Source organism: Motilibacter aurantiacus (assembly GCF_011250645.1).
GTDB classification, from domain to species: domain Bacteria; phylum Actinomycetota; class Actinomycetes; order Motilibacterales; family Motilibacteraceae; genus Motilibacter_A; species Motilibacter_A aurantiacus.
On record NZ_JAANNO010000018.1, the window covers coordinates 25812 to 43351 of the forward strand.

The 17540-nt window shown below is 75.3% G+C and carries 15 protein-coding genes and 1 tRNA gene; 5 read left to right on the top strand and 11 right to left on the bottom strand.

Annotated elements, in window-relative coordinates; all coding sequences use genetic code 11:
- Nucleotides 1–290 precede the first annotated feature (290 nt).
- The gene (locus tag G9H72_RS19395; protein ID WP_196791432.1) at nt 291–476 is read left to right on the top strand and encodes a DUF5703 family protein; all 186 of its coding nucleotides are present in this window, start codon (nt 291–293) and stop codon (nt 474–476) included.
- Nucleotides 477–564: 88 nt separating this feature from the next.
- On the opposite strand, the gene G9H72_RS19400 is transcribed toward G9H72_RS19395, so the two are convergent.
- On the bottom strand, nt 565–1884 hold the full coding sequence (locus tag G9H72_RS19400) for a M20/M25/M40 family metallo-hydrolase (protein ID WP_166174255.1): 1320 nt from the start codon (nt 1882–1884) through the stop codon (nt 565–567).
- Between the two features lie 340 nt (nt 1885–2224).
- On the opposite strand from G9H72_RS19400, the gene G9H72_RS19405 reads away from it, so the two are divergent.
- Nucleotides 2225–2309 (top strand) — tRNA-Leu (locus G9H72_RS19405).
- A gap of 1055 nt (nt 2310–3364) precedes the next feature.
- Here G9H72_RS19405 and G9H72_RS19410 read toward each other — a convergent pair.
- The 8 genes from G9H72_RS19410 to G9H72_RS19445 all read right to left on the bottom strand — a co-directional run bounded on the left by G9H72_RS19410 (nt 3365) and on the right by G9H72_RS19445 (nt 13909).
- A complete protein-coding gene (locus tag G9H72_RS19410; RefSeq protein ID WP_166174257.1) occupies nt 3365–3634 on the bottom strand; it encodes an SCO4225 family membrane protein in 270 nt (89 codons plus the stop codon).
- Between the two features lie 49 nt (nt 3635–3683).
- Nucleotides 3684–6575 carry an AAA family ATPase gene (locus G9H72_RS19415; protein ID WP_166174259.1) on the bottom strand — a complete coding sequence of 964 codons (2892 nt, stop codon included), beginning with the start codon at nt 6573–6575 and terminating at the stop codon, nt 3684–3686.
- Between the two features lie 159 nt (nt 6576–6734).
- Nucleotides 6735–8642 carry an FtsX-like permease family protein gene (locus tag G9H72_RS19420; RefSeq protein ID WP_166174261.1) on the bottom strand — a complete coding sequence of 636 codons (1908 nt, stop codon included), beginning with the start codon at nt 8640–8642 and terminating at the stop codon, nt 6735–6737.
- Nucleotides 8643–8645: 3 nt separating this feature from the next.
- Entirely contained in the window at nt 8646–9389 is a 744-nt protein-coding gene (locus G9H72_RS19425; RefSeq protein WP_166174263.1) for an ABC transporter ATP-binding protein, read from the bottom strand.
- Nucleotides 9390–9444: 55 nt separating this feature from the next.
- Nucleotides 9445–10053, bottom strand: coding sequence for an NADPH-dependent F420 reductase (locus tag G9H72_RS19430; RefSeq protein WP_166174265.1), 609 nt, complete (start codon nt 10051–10053; stop codon nt 9445–9447).
- A 1406-nt stretch (nt 10054–11459) separates the two neighbouring features.
- Nucleotides 11460–11912, bottom strand: a complete 453-nt coding sequence (locus G9H72_RS19435) for a DUF3995 domain-containing protein (RefSeq protein WP_166174267.1) — start codon at nt 11910–11912, stop codon at nt 11460–11462.
- 352 nt (nt 11913–12264) lie between these two features.
- On the bottom strand, nt 12265–12663 hold the full coding sequence (locus tag G9H72_RS19440; protein ID WP_166174268.1) for a VOC family protein: 399 nt from the start codon (nt 12661–12663) through the stop codon (nt 12265–12267).
- 118 nt (nt 12664–12781) lie between these two features.
- Nucleotides 12782–13909 (bottom strand): hypothetical protein, encoded by a 1128-nt coding sequence (locus G9H72_RS19445; RefSeq protein ID WP_166174269.1) that lies wholly within the window; start codon nt 13907–13909, stop codon nt 12782–12784.
- Between the two features lie 125 nt (nt 13910–14034).
- Between G9H72_RS19445 and G9H72_RS23245 the strand changes: the two genes are divergently transcribed.
- The 3 genes from G9H72_RS23245 to G9H72_RS19460 all read left to right on the top strand — a co-directional run bounded on the left by G9H72_RS23245 (nt 14035) and on the right by G9H72_RS19460 (nt 15521).
- Nucleotides 14035–14418, top strand: a complete 384-nt coding sequence (locus G9H72_RS23245; protein ID WP_166174270.1) for a hypothetical protein — start codon at nt 14035–14037, stop codon at nt 14416–14418.
- A 29-nt stretch (nt 14419–14447) separates the two neighbouring features.
- On the top strand, nt 14448–14837 hold the full coding sequence (locus G9H72_RS23250; protein WP_166174271.1) for an MmcQ/YjbR family DNA-binding protein: 390 nt from the start codon (nt 14448–14450) through the stop codon (nt 14835–14837).
- A 207-nt stretch (nt 14838–15044) separates the two neighbouring features.
- The gene (locus tag G9H72_RS19460; protein ID WP_166174272.1) at nt 15045–15521 is read left to right on the top strand and encodes a M15 family metallopeptidase; all 477 of its coding nucleotides are present in this window, start codon (nt 15045–15047) and stop codon (nt 15519–15521) included.
- A gap of 207 nt (nt 15522–15728) precedes the next feature.
- Here the strand turns inward: G9H72_RS19460 and G9H72_RS19465 are convergent, their stop codons facing one another.
- Both G9H72_RS19465 and G9H72_RS19470 read right to left on the bottom strand, forming a co-directional pair.
- A complete protein-coding gene (locus G9H72_RS19465) occupies nt 15729–16457 on the bottom strand; it encodes a peptidyl-tRNA hydrolase (protein WP_166174273.1) in 729 nt (242 codons plus the stop codon).
- Nucleotides 16454–17488 carry an SLAC1 family transporter gene (locus G9H72_RS19470; RefSeq protein ID WP_166174274.1) on the bottom strand — a complete coding sequence of 345 codons (1035 nt, stop codon included), beginning with the start codon at nt 17486–17488 and terminating at the stop codon, nt 16454–16456. Before G9H72_RS19470 ends, G9H72_RS19465 begins: the two co-directional genes overlap by 4 nt.
- Between the last annotated feature and the right edge of the window lie 52 nt (nt 17489–17540).

Genomic DNA, 17540 nt, shown 5'->3' on the forward strand with positions numbered 1-17540 from the left:
CTCGTCCTCGTCGTCGTCGAGCTCGTCGTCCTCCACGATCTCGAACGGGACGACCTCGTCGTAGACGTCGTAGAGGACGTCCTCGTAGTCGAGGAAGGCGTCGCGCAGCTGACCGAAGGCGGCCGAGACGCGCGGGTCCGCCTCACCGGTCCTCGTCTCGACGGTCTGCAGGTGATGCTCGATCGCGGTGATCAGCTCACGCGCGGCGGAGCGGACGTCGGCACCGCTAGGGATGCTCGTGGGGTCGGACACCGACCGAACGCTACCGGCATCGGCCTATCGTGGGGAACGTGCGCGAGTGGGAGACGCAGGTTCTGTACATGCCGCGGGGCACGACCCGTGGGGACGCGCGCCGTCTGCTCACCGAGCAGGCCGAGTACGGCCACTGGGAGCTGTGGCGGCTGCGGCTCTACGCGGACGGGAGCCGGCGGGCCTGGCTGCGGCGGCGTGTGATCCGGGTGGCGCGCACGGCGTGAGCTCGCCGCGCGCGACACCGGGCGGCGGGGAAGGGTGTCCTGGACGGGGAGCTGCCGTCTCCGCGCAGGGCCCGAGACAGCCGCGCTCCTACAGGCTGTCGAAGAAGCGGTCCAGCACCCGAACCCCGAACTGCAGGCTGTCCACGGGGACGCGCTCGTCGATGCCGTGGAACATGCCGGAGAAGTCGAGGTCGGCGGGGAGGCGGAGGGGGGCGAACCCGTACCCGGTGATGCCGAGCGGCGTGAAGGACTTGCTGTCGGTGCCGCCTGACAGGGCGTAGGGCACGACGCGGGCGCCCGGGTCCTCAGCGAGCAGCGCCGCCTCCATGCGCTCCCAGAGGGCGCCGCCGTGCGGGGCCTCGATCGCGATGTCGTGGGTGATCATCTCGCGCGTGATGCCGGGGCCGACCAGCTCGTCGACCGTGGCGAAGAACTCCTCCTCGTAGCCCGGCAGGAAGCGGCCGTCGACCTCGGCCAGGGCCTCCTGGGGCACGACGTTGGTCTTGTAGCCGGCGCGCAGCACCGTCGGGTTGGTCGTATTGCGCAGGGTGGCCCCGACGATGCGGGCGATCGCCCCGAGCTCGGCGAGCAGCGCCGAGGGGTCCTCCGGGTCCAGTGGGACGCCGGTCTCCTCGCTCACGGCCTCCAGGAACGTCCGCACCGTGTCGGTCATGCGGACGGGCCACCGGTGCTCCCCCAACCGGGCGACGGCGGCGCACAGCTCGGTCACCGCGTTGTCCGGCTGCACCATCGACCCGTGGCCCGCCGTGCCGGCGGCCTTCAGCCGCATCCAGGCCAGCCCCTTCTCGGCCGTCTCCAGCAGATAGAACCGGCGGCCCCGGACGGTCGTCGAGAAGCCCCCGACCTCGCTGATCGCCTCGGTGCACCCCTCGAAGAGGTCGGCGTGGTTGTCGGCGAGGAAGTGGGCGCCCTTCGCGCCGCCGGCCTCCTCGTCGGCCAGGAACGCGAGAACGAGCGGCCGAGCCGTACGCCGCCCTTCCCGCAGCCGCGCGCGCACGGTCGCCAGGACCATCGCGTCCATGTCCTTCATGTCGACCGCGCCTCGGCCCCAGACGCAGCCGTCGCGCACCTCGCCGGCGAAGGGGTGGACCGTCCAGTCCGCGGCCCGCGCGGGCACGACGTCGAGATGGCCGTGCACCAGCAGCGCATCGGTGCGGGCCGGGTCGCCGCCCTCGACGCGCGCGACGACGCTGGCCCGCCCGGGCTCGCTCTCGACGATCCGCGGGTCGAGCCCGACCTCGGCGAGCAGCTCGGCCACGCGTTCGGCAGCCGCCCGCTCCCCCGGCCCGGACCCGTCGCCGTAGTTCGAGGTGTCCATCGAGATGAGCTCGCTGCAGAGGGAGACGACCTCGTCCTCGGCAACGGAGGTGGCAGGCGTGTCGGTCACGGCGTCATCCTGCCCGCCCCCCACGGCGCGCGACGGCCCGGCCCGCCCACCGGCGCGGCGCCCCGCTGCGGGAGCCACGACCGGCGGGGCCGGCCTCCCGGCGGCCGGGGGCAGGCTGCCCACCGCGGCAACCAGCCCGACACACGCCGCGGCGGTCGCACTGCGCCGGAGCAGGCGGTTGTAGGTCACGGGAACAGCCCTCGTCTCGTACGCCCCTCGGGCCCTCCGAGGGCAGGGCGTACGGCACCAGCCGCCCGTCCTGGTATCGTTCTGGAGTCGCCGCAGGGCGCTTCTGATGCACCTGAGTGCATGTGGATGCTTTCGAGCGGTGACGACCCAAGTCCGGGTGGCGGAATGGCAGACGCGCTAGCTTGAGGTGCTAGTGCCCTTTATCGGGCGTGGGGGTTCAAGTCCCCCCTCGGACACTTCTCATGGGGAAAGCTCCCCGGCCCTGCATGACTCCGGTCCTGCAGGGCCTTCGTCGTTGTCAGGCCGTCCGGGCCTGGTGCAGGCTGCCCCGGACGTCACGGACGGCACTGGTGACGCAGCGACCCCGTCCGGCCTCGGGCGCGCCCCCGCCCGTCGAGCCGAGCGCCTCACCAGCGCGCTTCGTCCGCCGACGACCACTTCGGTCCACGCCGCCGGCTCTGCCGATGCCGGTGGGCGTGCTGCTCCCCCGGGTCGCGCGTCGGCACACCTGCGGTGAACGCACCCCATCGCCCGGCTCGACGAGGCCGCTGCTGGGCGCTCTCCCGTGCGCCGCACCGGCCGGCGCAGGATCGGTCCCGAGCAGCTCCGTAGCGGTTCCGCGGAGGTCGCCGAGGTGGACCTCGTGGTGCTTGCCCGTCACCCCTAGGCCATTGCCGGCACGAAGCGCCTGCGGAGGCCGGCGAGCACGGGTCCCTCGGCGTCGGGGCCGACATGCAGAATCTGCGCGCAGAAGCCGCTCGTCGAGGGCCTCGAGGCGAGCGCGCTCCACCGGCAGCTCGGGCTCCTGGCCGCGAGGTCGTCGACTTCCTGCGCGACGTGGTCCGGATGAGCCGCTCCGGCTCCATGCGCATCAGCGTCCAACTCCACGCCGCCTCTTCCTGCGGCTCGCGAACGCCGTCGGGTCGCCGGCCCACCCGGTTCCTTCGAGCGGCGGGACTACCTGGTCCCGGTGGAGACGCGCTTGCTCCCCGCCTTCAGCGCGTACGTGAGCGGGTACAGCACGTGGCGCACCTCGACGTACGCCGGCTCCTCGTTCGGATCGCCGTGCCCGTGGCCATGAGCTAGTGCATCAGCGGCACCTCGACCGGGCGGACCTCCCCGCGCCGCGCCCGGCAGGCGTCGAGGCTCTTCGTGAAGTGACCGCGCATCGTCCCCGCCGTCGGGGACGAGCGGCCAAGGGCGCCGCGCGGAGGGCCGCGTCGACGACGAAGCGGGACGTCCCTCACGCACCCGGGCCCCGCCCATGGACCGATCGGCGGCGCCGTGCGCCTCACCTGCGGCGGGCGGCGACGCGCGCGAGCAGCAGGTACACGACGAGAGCCTGCAGCAGGCCCAGGAGCGTCAGCAGCACCAGCATCGCGTCGCCCTGCAGCCCCGTGGGTAGGGCCAGCAGCGAGCCGGGCAGGGTGACCACCAGGACCCAGATGCCGGCAAAGCTGCCGGGCTCCCGGGTCGCGACGGCGACGCCGACGGCCACCACGACGACGACGAGGGCGTAGGCGGCGGCGATACCCGCTGCGTGGCGCTGCTCCAGGTGCATCGTCCGACACTGGCACCGGTGCCGGCGGCTTCGTCTCGGTGGTGCTCGCCTAGTGCTCCCGGCCGCTCTCGCGCGTGGTAGCGCGGACCCCGCTCTCGGCCTTCGTCAGGCGCGCGTCGGGCGCGACGCCCGTCGAGCCCCCGTCCGAGCCCAACGCCTGGGCCGGGCGGTGCCGCTGCCGGGGCGGAGCGACGGCGTCCGAGGCAGGCGCGGGGCCGAGCGCCTCGCGCATCCGGGAAAGCTCCCGACGGGAGCTGATGCCGAGCTTGCCGAAGATGTTGCGCAGGTGCGCGTCGATGGTGCGCGGGCTCAGGAAGAGCGCAGCGGCCGCCTCCTTCGACGTCGCCCCCGCAGCGACGAGCCGCGCGACGGTGAGCTCCTGGGGAGTCAGGGACGAGGGGTCGCTGCCGTCCCGGGGACGAGCGCGCTCGCCGGTGGCGGCAAGCTCCCTGGCGGCCCGGGCCTCGAACGCCCGTGCGCCGATGCCGCCGAGCTCGGCCGCGGCGGTCCGGAGCTGTTCGCGGGCCTCGCGCTTGCGCCCCTCGCGGCGCAGCCACTCGCCGTAGAGGAGGCGGGTCCGGGCGAAGTGCGCGCGTGCGTCCGTAGCAGCGAAGCAGTCCAGTGCTTGCCTGAAGTAGACATCGGCCTCGTCGACGGGGCCGAGCAGCGCGCGGGATCGTGCGAGCACGGCCAGCGACCAGGGGGACTCGAACGCCGCCGCCCGCTCCTCCAGCAGTGCCATTGCCTTGCGGGCGGCTTCGGGCCGGCCGGCGCGCGCTGCGGCCTCGACCAGCTCCGGCACGAGGCCGCCGAAGACGCTCTGCTCGCCCAGCTCGGTCGACTCCCGCGCCACCTCGAGCGCCTCGTCGTAGCGCCCGAGCCCGTTGAGCAGGACGGCACGGGCGTGGTGGGTGATGCTGATGAGCCTGCCCTCCTGGCGGGCCGCCGCGCTGTCCAGCGCGGCGCGCGCGAACCGCTCGGCGCGCTCTTCGTCCCCACGCCATGCCGCAATGCTCATGTCGACGTGGGGCAGCGGGGGAGCCTCGATCTCGGCCGAGACGCGGTTCGCCTCGTCGACCAGAGCCTGCGCTCCGTCCAGGTCCCCGGCGTTCAGGTGCACGAGCGCGGCATAGCTCAGGGCGATCGGGAGGTCCGCCAGCGCGCCGCGCGCCCGGACCCACCTCAGCTGCCGCTCCGCGATCGTTCGCACGGCCTGCTCGTCCCACGCCTCGAGGGCAGCGCTGGGGCCCAGCCAGAGCTCCGCCGTGGTCTGGCAGGGCGCCTCGTCGTCCAGGGTCGCGCGCACGCCCGCCAGCAACGTGGGCCCGCCCACGGACACCCCCTCGCACTCCGACGTGAGCAGGCCGCGCAGGAGCAGGTCGCGGGGCACGGCCCGCGAGGACACGGGCGCGAGCGTCTCGAGCGCGGCGGCCAGCGACGTGCGCAGCGCTGGCTCCGCGAGCCTGCCCATGAAGACCATGGCGGCGTAGGCGTCGAACAGCACGTCGCGGGCCGTCTCGGGGTCGTGGGCAGCGAGGTCCTGGCCGGCGGTGAGCAACGCGCGCACCGCCGCGCCGTCGCGCTCGCGGTCGAACCGGATGCGCGCGCGGAGCACCCGAGCACGCACTCGCTGCTCCTCGTCCAGATGGTGGGCCTCCACCACCGACAGCAGCTCGAGGGCCGCGTCCGGCGCGCCCGCGGTGCGCTTCGCGGCCGCGGCCAGCAAGAAGCGCGCCGCCCGGGCCGCGGGGTCGGGCGTCAGCGCGCCAGCACGCTCGAGGAACGCGGCCTGGGCCGCATAGCCACCGCGGTCACGTGCGCGGTCCGCCGACCGCATCAGCTCCTGCGCGGTCTGCTCGTCAGGGCCCTCCGCGGCAAGCGCGAGGTGCCACGCGCGGTGGCAGGGCATCGCCTCCCGGTCGGTGGCGCGGCCGAGGGCTGCGTGCGCACGGCGCCGGAAGGCGAGCCCGGCGGCCTCGTACGCCGCTGCCCGCACCAGCGGGTGGCGGAAGGAGACGCGGGCGCCGATGGTGAGCAGGCCGTTGTCCTGCAGGGGCAGCGCGTCCCGCGGCGTGAGCCCCTGCTCGGCCGCGGCTACCCACAGCAGGGAGGCGTCACCGGTCGGGTCCGCAGCGGCGAGCGCCGCGAACTGCCTGGCCGAGTCGGGCAGCTCCTCGATCCGCTGACGGAAGGCCGCCTCGATCGTCCCCTGCACCGAGGGGACGCGGGGGAGCCCGAAGCCGCCGGCCAGGCCGTCGGGGCCCAGCGCACGAGGAAGCTCGAGCAGCGCCAGGGGGTTCCCGCGGGCCTCCTCCACGACCCTGTCGCGCACCTGCGGCTCGAGCAGCGTCGGCACCTCGGCCGCGAGCAGGTCGCGCGCGGTCTGCCGGTCCAGGGGCGGCACGCGCAGCGCCGGCAGCCTGTCCAGGGCGTCGCGCCCCTCACCGTCGCGCGCGACGAGCAGCAGGGCCAGGCGCAGGAAGCCCGCACGCCGCGCGACGAACGCCAGCGCCTCGACGCTCGAGGGGTCCATCCACTGCACGTCGTCCACCACGCATGCGAGGGGCTCCTCCTGGGCCGCCGCCGTGAGCAGCGCGGCCAGCGAGACGTTGAGCAGGACCGGGTCGGGGGACGGCGTCCCGCCCAACCCGAGGGCGCCACGCAGCGCGTCGGCCTGGGCGAGCGGGAGCCGCTCCAGCAGGCCGAGCAGGGGCTGGCAGAGGTACTGCAGGCCGGCGAAGGGCAGGTGCGTCTCGAACTCCGAGCCGACCGCGCGGACGACGTGCAGGCGGGGGACGGCCACGAGCGCCCGCTCCACGAGGGAGGTCTTCCCGATCCCGGCGGGCCCTCTCACGACGAGGGCGCCCCCCTTGCCGTGCACGGCGTCCTCGAGCACTGCCGCGACGGCGCGAACCTCCCGCGCGCGTCCGAACAGACGCATCTGCCCTCCTGGCATCGCGGGAGCCCATGTGCGCCCGCACCGTCGCTGGAAGGCGGGCCCGCCGCAGGGCGGCCCCCGGCGAGGTACCCCGCCCCCGGCGACGGCGACGGCGCTGTGCCGGACCCTACCGCGGGCGAGCCCTCCGGTAGGGCCGGCGCGTCACTCGCGGGCCGCCAGCAGGGCGACGGGGGGCGTGCGGGTCGCGGACCACGTCGTCAGCAGCGAGGAGCACGCGGTCAGCGCGAACGCGCCGAGCACGACCGACGTCGCCAGCGTCCACGGCACCGAGGCGCTCGCCACGCCTGTGACCACGCCGGTGACGGCGGCCACGGCCAACAGGGTGCCTGCGGCGGCGAGCGCTCCGAGCAGCACCGCGGCGCCCGTGACGGTGAGGGACTCGGCGAGCGCCACGACGACGACCTGCCGCCGGGTCAAGCCGGTCGCCCGAGCAGCGGCGAACTCGCGCCCCCGTGAGCCCGCGCCGATGACCACCGCGTTCACCACCCCGATCGCGGCGTACAGCGCACCGAGCCCCATGACGACCAGGAGCACGCCGTTGCTCGTGTCCTGGCGGGACTCGGCGTCGCGGCCGAGCCAGTCGTCGATGTCGTGCACCGCCCCCGCCGAGGCGAGCACTCGGGCCACGTCTGCCCGGTCGGCGCCGGGAGCGAGCCGCACAAAGGTGCGGGCGGACGCCTCCGCCAATAGCCGGTCGGGCACCAGGCCCGGCGGCAGGAGGAGGGCCGCGCCCCCGCCGATGGACTGCGGGACCGTCGCGGCGACGGGCAGCCGGCCGAGGTCCTCGTCACCCACGCGCACCCCGACCCGGTCGCCCCGCCCGAAGCCGTCCGCGCCGGGCCCGCGCACGACGGCCCGCCCCGCCAGCGCGTCGAGGCGGCCCGCGCCCTCGTGGACGTCCACGTAGCCGGCCGGGTCCACCACGACCGCGGACAGGGTGCGGGTGTAGGCCGCGTCGCCCGTGCCGGTCGTGAGCGCGACCGGCAGCTCGAGCTCGGTCGAGGCCACAGCGACGCCCGGGACCGCCGCCACCCCGGCGCCGACCGGGCCGGTGCCCTCGACAACGAGGTCGGCGCGCGTCGTGCGCGCCAGCTCGTCACGGCCGGCGTCGGTGAACGACGCGCTGGCGACGCCCTGCCCGAGGACGAGCCCGACGAGGACGATTAGCGGAGCGGCGGTCGACGCGGTCCGCCTGGGTTCGTCGCGCAGAGCGGCGCGGGACAGCTCGCCGAGGACGCCCCCCATGCGCACCGGCAGCAGGCGCGCGACCGCTGGCACGAGCCACGGGCCGAGCAGCGTCGCGGCGAGGGCGGCGCACAGGGAGACGGTCTGCGCCATCGCCTGCCCTCCGACCGCGCCGCCCACCGGCGAGAGCGCCGCGAGCACGGCGGCGCCGAGGAGCAGCAGCAGCCCGACCGCCCACCGGCCCCGCGTCATCACGCGGGCGGCGCCCTCGATGTCACGCAGCGCGTCCAACGGCTGCACCCGGGCCGCTCGCCGTGCGGCGAGCAGCACGCCGGACAGGGCGAGCGCGAGCCCCGCCGCGAACGAAGCGCCCGCGGCCCAGGGGTGCCACTCCCCGCGGAACCCCTCCGGCACGAAGCGCAGGTGGCGCAGCAGGCGCGTCTGCAGGGCCATGACACCGACGCCCGCCAGCACGCCCAGCAGCGCGCCCGCCCCTCCGAGCAGCGCCGCCTCGCCGAGGAGCAGCCGCCGGACGTGAGCGCGGCCGCCGCCAACGAGCCGCAGCAGCGCGAGGTCCCGGCGGCGCTGGTCGATGGTGAAGGCGAACGTGGAGCCGATGATGAACACCGCCAGGAACGCGGCGAAGCCGAGCGTGACGCCGAGCAGGGCGACCGCCGTCGCTGCCCCCTGGTCGAAGCGCATGCGCTGCAGCGCCGTCGCCCCCGGCGGAGCGTCGAGCCGCACGGCGGTGACGAGCAGCAGCAGCGACGACTGGATGAGCGCGACGCCGAGGCACACGGTCACGACGGCACCGACGAAGAGCCGCCAGCGGTCGAGGAAGCCGTTCCAGCTCAAGCGGAGCACGGCTCAGCGCTCCAGGGCCACGAGGCGATCGGCGACGTCCTGCACCGAACCCCCGACCAACCGGTCGACGAGCCGCCCGTCGCGCAGGTACTGCACGGCGTCCGCCCGCGCCGCAGCCACGGGGTCGTGCGTGACCATGACGATCGTCTGGCCGGCGTCCGCCATGCCCCGCAGCAGCTCCAGCACCGTGCGCGCGGCGTTGGAGTCCAGAGCGCCGGTCGGCTCGTCTGCGAACAGCACCTCAGGCCCCGTCACCATCGCACGGGCGATCGCGACGCGCTGCTGCTGGCCGCCCGAGAGCTCTCTGGGCCGGTGGTCGGCGCGCTCGCTCAGCCCCACGGACGCCAGGACCTCGAGCACGCGCCCCCGGTCCGGACGCAGACCGCCGAGCCGCAGCGGCAGTGCGATGTTCTGCTCGGCGGTGAGGGAGCCGATGAGGTTGAAGCTCTGGAACACGAACCCGATCCGCGACCGCCGCAGCGCGGTCAGCTCGGCGTCACTCGCCCCGGTGATGTCGGTGCCCCCGAGCAGGACGCGCCCGCCGTCGACCCGCTCGAGGCCCGCCGCGCAGTGCAGAAGCGTCGACTTGCCGGAGCCTGACGGGCCCATGACGGCGGTCCACGTCCCGCGGGCGAACTCCACGTCAACGTGGTCAACCGCTCTGACCGCGGAGGGCCCCGTGCCGTAAGTGCGGGTGACGTCCTGCAGGGAGACCGCCCCGCGCAGCAGCACCTCGCTCGACGTCATCGCCCTGCCCCCCGTGCCGGCGCGGGGATCGGGCGGGACGCGGTGGCCCGCGCGCTCACGCGACCACCGCCACGTTGTACGCCGCGCCGCCCGTCACGCCCATGAGCGCCATCGACAGGTGCAGGTAGTGCTCCGTCGCCCGCGCCGTCGAAATGCCGCCGAGGTCGACCTGCACGCCGTGCGCCCACCCGAGCCCCTGCAGGAGCAGCCCGACCAGCCGTTTGGCCTCGGCGTCGTTCCCGGACAGGAACACACTGCTAGGGCCGGGGAGCCCGCCTGGGTCGGCCATGACAGCCACGGGCACGGTGTTCAGCGTCTTCACCACTCGGGTCCGCGGAAGGGCCTGCTGCAGCTTCGCGCCGAGGCTGTCCCCGGGGTGCAGCAGGTCGAACGCGGGGGTGACGGCGTTCGCGACGTCGACGAGCACCTTGCCGGCCAGGGCGTCTGCCAGGGGGACGAGCACGTCCAGCGAGACGCTGCCCGGCAAGGCGTTCACCACGACCTGCGCCGCGGCGGCCGCCTCCTGCAGCGTCAGGGCCGGCGCGCTGAAGCCCCCGTGGGTCCCCGGGGCCCGCACGCCGAACACGACGTCGTGGCCCGCCTCGAGCAGTCCGTGGGCGAGCGTCGTCCCGACGCTCCCACTGCCGAGCACAGCGATCTTCATCTGTTTCCTCCAGCTCTGCGCGGCGAGGCTGCCCTCGCCCCGGCGGAACTGTCGCAGCGCAGCCGCTCCCGTCGTCTCGGTAGCGATCACCTACAGGAGGGGCGTCTGCGGCCGCGGGCGCGTCGTCCGCGGCCCGGGGGAACACACGGCGGGGCGATATCTCCGAGCAGATGCGGTCACGAGTGGCGCGAGCGTCACGCGAGGGAGGTATCAACCTGTCCACGACGAGGTGCGGGGCGCCGTGCGGGCGATGTGCAGGAGACGGGCGCGAACGCACCCTCAGCCCGACTCGTCGTACTGTGCCGGGCGGCTCGGAGTCGCCGCCCGCCTCGCCGCTCCGCCGCTCTCGGCGGCACCAGCCACCGCGCTCGCCTCGCCGGTGGACTGGACGAGCGCACCCATACGATCCCGGCCCGCGCGACACCCGGGCACCGCGGTTCCACATCCCATCGAGCCAGACGCTGAACGGCCGTTCTGCGCGCAGGATTTGCGCCTTCTGGCCGACGATGTCAAGCCGGAACCGCTCGTCCGCAGCCGCTTCGATGCCGCGGTGGAGGCTTGAATGATCATCCCTCGATTCGCGCTGGTGACGCTGCGGTGCGACCAGGCTGTCGGTTCCCTTGCCCGGCGACACATCGTGTGCACGTCGTAAGGCGCCTCCGCGACCAGCTCGAGCTCCCCACGTCGCGAGTCCACTCCCACCCGGCGCCTCACCCGTGCTCACGCTGCGCCGGCCCGACGTCCACTCACTCTCGCGACGCGTCCGCCGCTGGCTCTGCCGACACGAAGGTCGTGCCCCTCCCCCGGCTCGCGCGTCGAGCCATCCGCGGTTCATCCACCCGTTCGCGCTGCTCGATGATCACGGCCGCGTCCGGGAGTTCACACCGTGGGCGCTGCTTGAGGTGGCGGCCCGGGCAGGCGGCCCAGGTCGTAGAGCACGGCTCGGGCCTGGTACCGCGCCCTGCTGGCAACTGCAGCCTGCCCCGCGGCCGGCTCGAGTTGCCCGAGGCACTGCGTCACTTCCATGGTTCGGGCGCCGCAGCCCGTGCTGCTGTCCGCCGACGCCGACCCGGGCGCGCTCGTCCCCTCCTTGTCGGTGCTCGACAACGGCCGTCAAGCTCCCCCCCCCCAAGCCCACAGGCACAGCCGCCCCGGCCCACTGCCGGGCGTGCCGGCGCCAGCCCGTGCGCGGCCTGCGGTGGGCAACATCAGCCCGAGCTGCGTAGCGGAGGCTTCCCGAGCCGCAGGTGCGAGTTCGGCGTCTGCGGGTCGGCGGGCACGTGACCCCTGCCGCTGCGCGCCCTGGCTTCTTGGGGCGGGCTCCCGTCGCTGGTGGTGTCCGCGCCCCGCCCTGTACGTCGAATGCGCCACTGGGCCTGCTGGCGCTGTGCGCCGGCGTCGACGGGTCAGGCCTGGTCGCGCCGACGGGCCGCCGTCCACCCTGCCCCGGCCGCGAGCGCCAGGCAGAGCGGGCTGTAGACGCGACGGTTCAGCCGGGTGAAGTCCTCCCCGTGCCGAGCGGGGTCGACCAGCAGCAGGCCGAGCCCGCCCCGCAGGGCCAGGGCGCCGACCACACCCCAGGGAGCTGCGGTACGCAGCGGCCGCGGCAGGCGCCGCCAGCCCGGCACCGCTGCCCCGCCGGCTGCGAGCATCGCGCCCGAGCCGGCCAGCAGGGCAGCGACCACGGCTGCGTAGTCCGCGGGCCGCGGCTCGGCCATCTTCGCGTCGAGGATCGAGCGGCGCCAGGTGTCGTGGTCGGCGAACGGCCACGGGCTGCCGGCCGCCCAGGCCAGGTGCACCCCGGCGGTGGCGACGAGCGCGGCCGCCGTGGTCGCGGCAGCAGGCGCGGGTGCGGTCACGGCACCACCCCCCGGTCCGATGCCCCCGCATCCGCCACGGGCCCCTGCAGCGAACCTAGCGCCGCCGCTGCCCGCTCAGAGCGTGAAGTGGATCACCGCGAGCCGGACACGGCCTGGTCGAGGGCGTGAGCCCTCCGGCCGTGCGTGGCCGCCGGCCTCCGCCGGCGGGGGGACGCTCGCCGGGTCGGGTCGAGCAGGCCTCCCCAGCGGTCCCGATCGGAACGGGCGGGCCTCCCGACGGGCGCGGCGCGCCGCTGCAGGCGGCGCGGCGACCACCTCCACCTGCTGCACGGCGTCGGTGCCGGCCCACCGGTCCGCGCCGGCTGCGACGAATCGCCGGCGGGACGCCCGCTCAGCTCGCGGGCAGCGCGGCGTAGAGGTCGACCGAGTTGCCGTCCGGGTCGAGAAAGGTCGCGTACCGCTGTCCCCAGTGGGCGTCCCAGGGCTCGACGTGCATCGCGTAGCCGGCGTCGACGAGCCGCTGGGCGGTGGCGTCGACGGCGGCCGGCGTGCCCTGGTCGAAGGCGAGAGCGATGCGGTGCCCGCCGGTCGGGTAGCTGTAGCCGGGGTCGAACCCCTGCACCGTCTCCACGGTGTCCCACGCTAGCTGCGTCGCGTCGTCCAGCTGTGCGTCCACGTGGGGGGCACCGTCCATGCCGTCGGGAACGGGCACCCCGAGGACGCGGTAGAACGCCAGCGACCGCGCCATGTCCCGGGTCACGATGCCGATGAAGCCGAGTCGCAACGTCATGCCCGACAGACTAGGGCGGGGTGCAGTGCGCGGTCCTGACGGAGCGGCCGACTGGCCACCTCCCTGCTCGACGCCCGCGCACACCCCGCGGCTCTTCGCCCACCGTCGGGCGTGGCCGTCACCGCCCGGTGATCCGGAAGGCCCGGCTGTTCGCGGCGCGCTGCCCCAGGGGGCTGGGCGGCTGCGCGACCCGGTAGGTGGACGTGCCCTGCCGCGGCGTCGCGACGGTGGTGTACGCGCAGCCGGCGATGCCCGCCCGGGGCGGGAAGAGGCGTACGGTCGCGTCGTTGACGGTGACCCAGCGGCGCCCGCTCAACCGCTGCAGCACCGGGCGCGCACCCGCGCAGGCGTACGTGACGCGCCCGGTGACGGCGACGTTCGTGCCGGCTCGGGCCGCCGTCCGCGCCGGTGTGGCGGACACGCCTCCCGCGTACGGCGCGAGCCCGAGGCAGGTGCGCTCACCCCACGCGCCCGTGCCCTCGCTCAGCGGCTGGGCGCTCAGCGGGCGAACGACGACGACATGGCTGCCCGCACGCGACGGCGGGACGCGCAAGAGCGCGGTGCCGTCGGCGCGGGTACGGGTCGCCAGCGGTGTCCCCCCGAGGCAGTCGATCTGGGTCGACGCCAGCAGGCGCACTCCCGCGATCGCACGCCGGGACGTGCGGCCGGTGGCCCGCACCTCATAGGTCACCGTCGTGTCGAGACGGACCGGGAGCTTCGTGAGCGGTCGCACCTCGATCAGGAGCGGGTCCGAGCCCTCGACCTGCACCCGCGGCGCGGTGGCCGCCGGCAGCTCGACCCGGTCCGGCTCGCCCGGGAAGCCGAGGAGGCGCACCCGCCAGCTACCCGCGGCGCTGGCGGTGACGGGGACCGTCGCGGTCCACGTCCCGTCGGTCACGGTGCCGGAGGTGAGCGTCAGCGGGGCCTGCAGCTGACGCGGGCCCTGTCCCGTCGTGTCCCGCGTCTCCAGGCGCACGCAGGGACACACGGTCAGCGGCTCGAAATCGGAGTTGTCGAATCCCTGCAGCTGCGTCCCCTGCGGCACCCCGGACGGGGCGACGAGGCGCGCGGTCACGGTGAGCTGCGCGATCTGCGCGCCCACCAGCGGGGCGGTGCCGGGAGGCGGCCCGGTCAAGGTGACGTCACTGACGGCGACATCGGTCGTGGACCGGCCCGCCGCCCGGCTGGCGTCGGGGAGCAGGGCGGCCAGGGCCAGGGCCGTGAGCCCGGCGAGGATTCGCTTCACACGAGGAGGACGCGGAGGAGCCCCACGCCGGTTGCCCGTCCCGCGGCTCTCGTTCCCGGGGCCGGCTGCGGCCTACGACTCGTGCGGCGGCTACCCCCCGCGTCGAGCCCGCCTACTGTTGCCGCGTGGCAATTCTCGACGCTGTCCGCGCCGGCATCCTGCCGACGGCGACCCGCGTGGCCGCCGTCGCGGCAGCGGCCGCCGTGCCGTTCGCGGTCCTGTTCCACGCGCTGGACTACCCGGAGTGGAGCCGCACGCTGAGCAGCTTCGTCCTGGTGTTCGCCGTCGCGTTCTTCCCGCTCGGGCTGGGGTTCCGGCTCGTGCAGTACGGCGTCTGGTGGCTCGTGAACGGCTGGGACTGGCGCGAGGCCGAGCCCGGCTCCCCCTTCACCCGGGCGGCGTTGGTGCGCGCCAGCACGCCGGTCGTGTACGTCGGGACCGCCTGCGCCGCCGCCGCCCTCGTGCTCGCGCTGGGCAGCGGCCTCGGCCGCGGCGACTACACCCCCTGACGGTGGACGGACGGCGGGAGGGCGCACCTGTGCAGGGCGAAGCACTGCAGGAGCGCGCCCGGGCGCGCGCCGACGAGCTGCCCGGCTCGCGCCTGGTGCACCCGTTCGGGCCCGACTGGGACGTCTACAAGGTGCGGGACAAGGTCTTCATGCTCATGACCGCCGTCACCGGCGAGCCCATCGTGACCCTGAAGGCCGACCCGGAGGACGCGAGGGCGCTCTGCGGAGCCCACGACGACATCACCCCGGGCTACCACATGAACAAGAGGCACTGGATCACGCTGCACCCCGCCGGCTCGCTGGAGCACGACCTGGTCGACGACCTGGTCACGGAGTCGTACCTGCTCGTGGTGGAGAAGCTCCCCCGCGCCCAGCGGCCGGTCGACCCCGCCACCTTCGGCGGGGACCGTTCGCGGTGAGCAGCCGAGCAGGACGTTCGGGCGGACGTCGCGGCCTGCTCGCCCGCTTCGGGTCGGGTTCCGCCTGGCCGCCTGGCCGCTCCGGCCCGGCCCCCGCGCGGGTGCCGCCCGACTCCTCCGCAGGTGCCGGAGCGCCGGTCCCCCCGGTGCCCCTCCCGGCACCTGCGCCGGAGGCCGGGGCAGGCCGTCTGGACGGACGCTGTCGTCATGGCTTCCCCGCGCGTCCTCCGGCTGCCCGCCGCCCTTCTCGTCCTCGCCGCCGCCACGTTCGTCGCACCGCACGCCGGGCACGGGGCGGAGGAGGGGCTCGACCCGGAGCTCGGCCGACGGGTCACGCTCGCGCTGGCGGCCGCGCAGGCGGCGGACGTGCCCCTGCACGTCACCTCGGGCCGACGCAGCTGGGCGCACCAGCAGCGGCTGCTCGACGAGGCGATCGAGAAGCACGGCTCCCGCGCCGCCGCGACCCGGTGGGTCCTCCCGCCGCAGGACTCGGCCCACGTGCACGGGCTGGCGGTCGACGTGGGCCCCCGGGAGGGCATGGCCTGGCTCGAGGAGCACGGGGCGGCGTACGGGCTGTGCCGGCGCTACGCCAACGAGCCGTGGCACTTCGAGCCGCTGGTGGCTCCCGGCGGCCGTTGCCCCGCCCTCGAGCCGCACCCGGTCGCGGCCACGCAGGCCGGCTGAACTGCTGACTTCAGCTTCGGCGAATCCGAAAGCCGGTGACAGCGTTCGGGCTCGCGAGCCGTCGCGTACTCCTCGGCGCTCCTCGTCGGCGTCCAACAGCCCACCCCGTCGGACGGGTCACCTCGACCGGGCCGTGGGGGCGAGGCGGGCCGGGCTCGGGGCGTCTGCCGAGAGGGCACGTCCTGACGCTGCCGTCCGCGGGAGCCGTCAGCGCAGCGAGCGCCCGGACAGCTCGGACCGTCCGCCCGCCGGCACGGCGACGAAGGTGCACGACCCCGCCGGGATCTCGGTGAAGCCGGCGTCGCGGACCGCGGGCACGAGGGGGTCGGCGAGCAGCTCCTGCCACTGCTCGACGGTGGCCGGACGGACCGCCAAGGGGTAGCCGGCCTCGTGCCAGCCCTGCTGCGCGCGCGCGGTCATCGCCCACCACAGCAGCATCGCCGCATGGCCGGCCTGGGCCATCGCCTTCCCCGTGGTCATGGGCCGGTCGGCGAGCGTCGTCAGGTGCGGGTTGAGCCACAGCCGCGCCTGGTGCTCCCCGGGCGCGGGCAGCTCCTCCGCGTCCGGGTAGTCGGTCCCGGCGACCTGCAGGTCCGCGAGCGCCTTCGGCAGCAGGCTCACCGGCTGCCACTGGTACGGCGGGTACGCCCGCACGGTCGCGGTCCCGCACGTGACCGTGACGCCGGGGACCTCCTCGGCGGCTCGCCACTTGGAGGCCTGCGTGGCCCGCCGGGCCACCTTTCGGATCTGCCGGGTGAGCCATGCGTCGAACGCCGGCGCCCACTCCTGCGCGGCGCGCGGGTCGTGCCACACCCGCATGCAGGCGACGGCCGCCGCCTCCAGCGCGTCGGTGTGCAGCGGTGGCCCGCTCTTCAGCGCCCGCAGCACCAGGGGCATGGACCAGACCGTCGGCCCCGGCGCCGTCTCGTCACTCATGCGCGGCCCGCCCCGGCGGTCGAGCGCGGGGCGGGCACCGCGGGCACGCGCGGCAGGTACGTTCCCCCGCGCAGCGCGACCGCGGTGCGCGTGGCGAGCGCGACGTACCCGAGCGTCAAGACGCCCAGCACCAGCCATTGCCACAGCCGCTGGCCGCTCGGGGCCTCGAGGGAGAGCCAGGTGAGGGCGGTCGTCGCGACCGCGGCGTAGGAGAAGCTGAACGACCAGAAGGCGGGTCCGAACGGCGCGGTCCGGTACGCGGCGACCAGCCGCACCTGCACCAACGCCATCAGCACGCCGTAGCCCGCGAGCCCGAGCGCGACCGCGTCCGACCGGGCCCCGTTCAGCGCGAACCATGCGTTGCTCGCCACGAAGGGCGGGGCGACCTCGATCGCCATCGTCGGCAGCAGGGCCGACGGGAGCGCCGGCTGGGTGAACAGCCGCAGCAGCAGGATCGAGCCGAGGACCAGCCAGCAGACGACGCCGTAGCCGAGGAGCAGCCGGCCGAGCGGCTCCATGCCCAGCTGGGCGCAGACCGCCGAGGCGACGAGGCCGCCCGCGACGGTCGGCAGGAAGTAGCCCGGGTGCCACTGCGCCAGCTCGGCGGGGCGCAGGATCCAGCCGCCGGTCAGCCAGCCGCCGAGGCCGACGGTGACGGCGATCGCCGCGAGCGCGATCGCCGTCCCAGCGGTCTCCGCGTGGTCGGCGAGCGCGCCGCCGAGCATGATCGCCGGGATGGCCGCCAGCGAGGTGAACGGCCCCAGGACCGGGGAGTCCAGGTCGGCCCGGAGCCGACGCCGCCGCACGACGTCGACGACGTAGGCGACGAGCGTGCCGGCGTACACCCCGGCAGCCAGAAGCCAGAGCAGGTCCGTGGGCCACCGGGGCAGGCCGAGCCCGGGGGTCGCCGCCTCCCACGCCAGCGCGAGCCCCGCCATGCCGAACGCGGAGCCGAAGAGGTTGGGCGTGACGGCCGACGTCGTCGCGGCCGCGGTGGCCGGGAGCGTCCGGGGACGTTGGCGTAGGGGCATCTGCTCCTCCGGAGCGGGTGGCACGGCGGGACGCGCCCCATGATGTCGTGGG

Coding starts and splice junctions, on each gene's coding strand:
- G9H72_RS19440 (WP_166174268.1), bottom strand. CDS start 12,663: ATGACGTTGCGACTCGGCTTCATCGGCATCGTGACCCGGGACATGGCG.
- G9H72_RS19430 (WP_166174265.1), bottom strand. CDS start 10,053: ATGAAGATCGCTGTGCTCGGCAGTGGGAGCGTCGGGACGACGCTCGCC.
- G9H72_RS19470 (WP_166174274.1), bottom strand. CDS start 17,488: ATGCCCCTACGCCAACGTCCCCGGACGCTCCCGGCCACCGCGGCCGCG.
- G9H72_RS19465 (WP_166174273.1), bottom strand. CDS start 16,457: ATGAGTGACGAGACGGCGCCGGGGCCGACGGTCTGGTCCATGCCCCTG.
- G9H72_RS19460 (WP_166174272.1), top strand. CDS start 15,045: ATGGCTTCCCCGCGCGTCCTCCGGCTGCCCGCCGCCCTTCTCGTCCTC.
- G9H72_RS19410 (WP_166174257.1), bottom strand. CDS start 3,634: ATGCACCTGGAGCAGCGCCACGCAGCGGGTATCGCCGCCGCCTACGCC.
- G9H72_RS19425 (WP_166174263.1), bottom strand. CDS start 9,389: ATGACGTCGAGCGAGGTGCTGCTGCGCGGGGCGGTCTCCCTGCAGGAC.
- G9H72_RS19415 (WP_166174259.1), bottom strand. CDS start 6,575: ATGCGTCTGTTCGGACGCGCGCGGGAGGTTCGCGCCGTCGCGGCAGTG.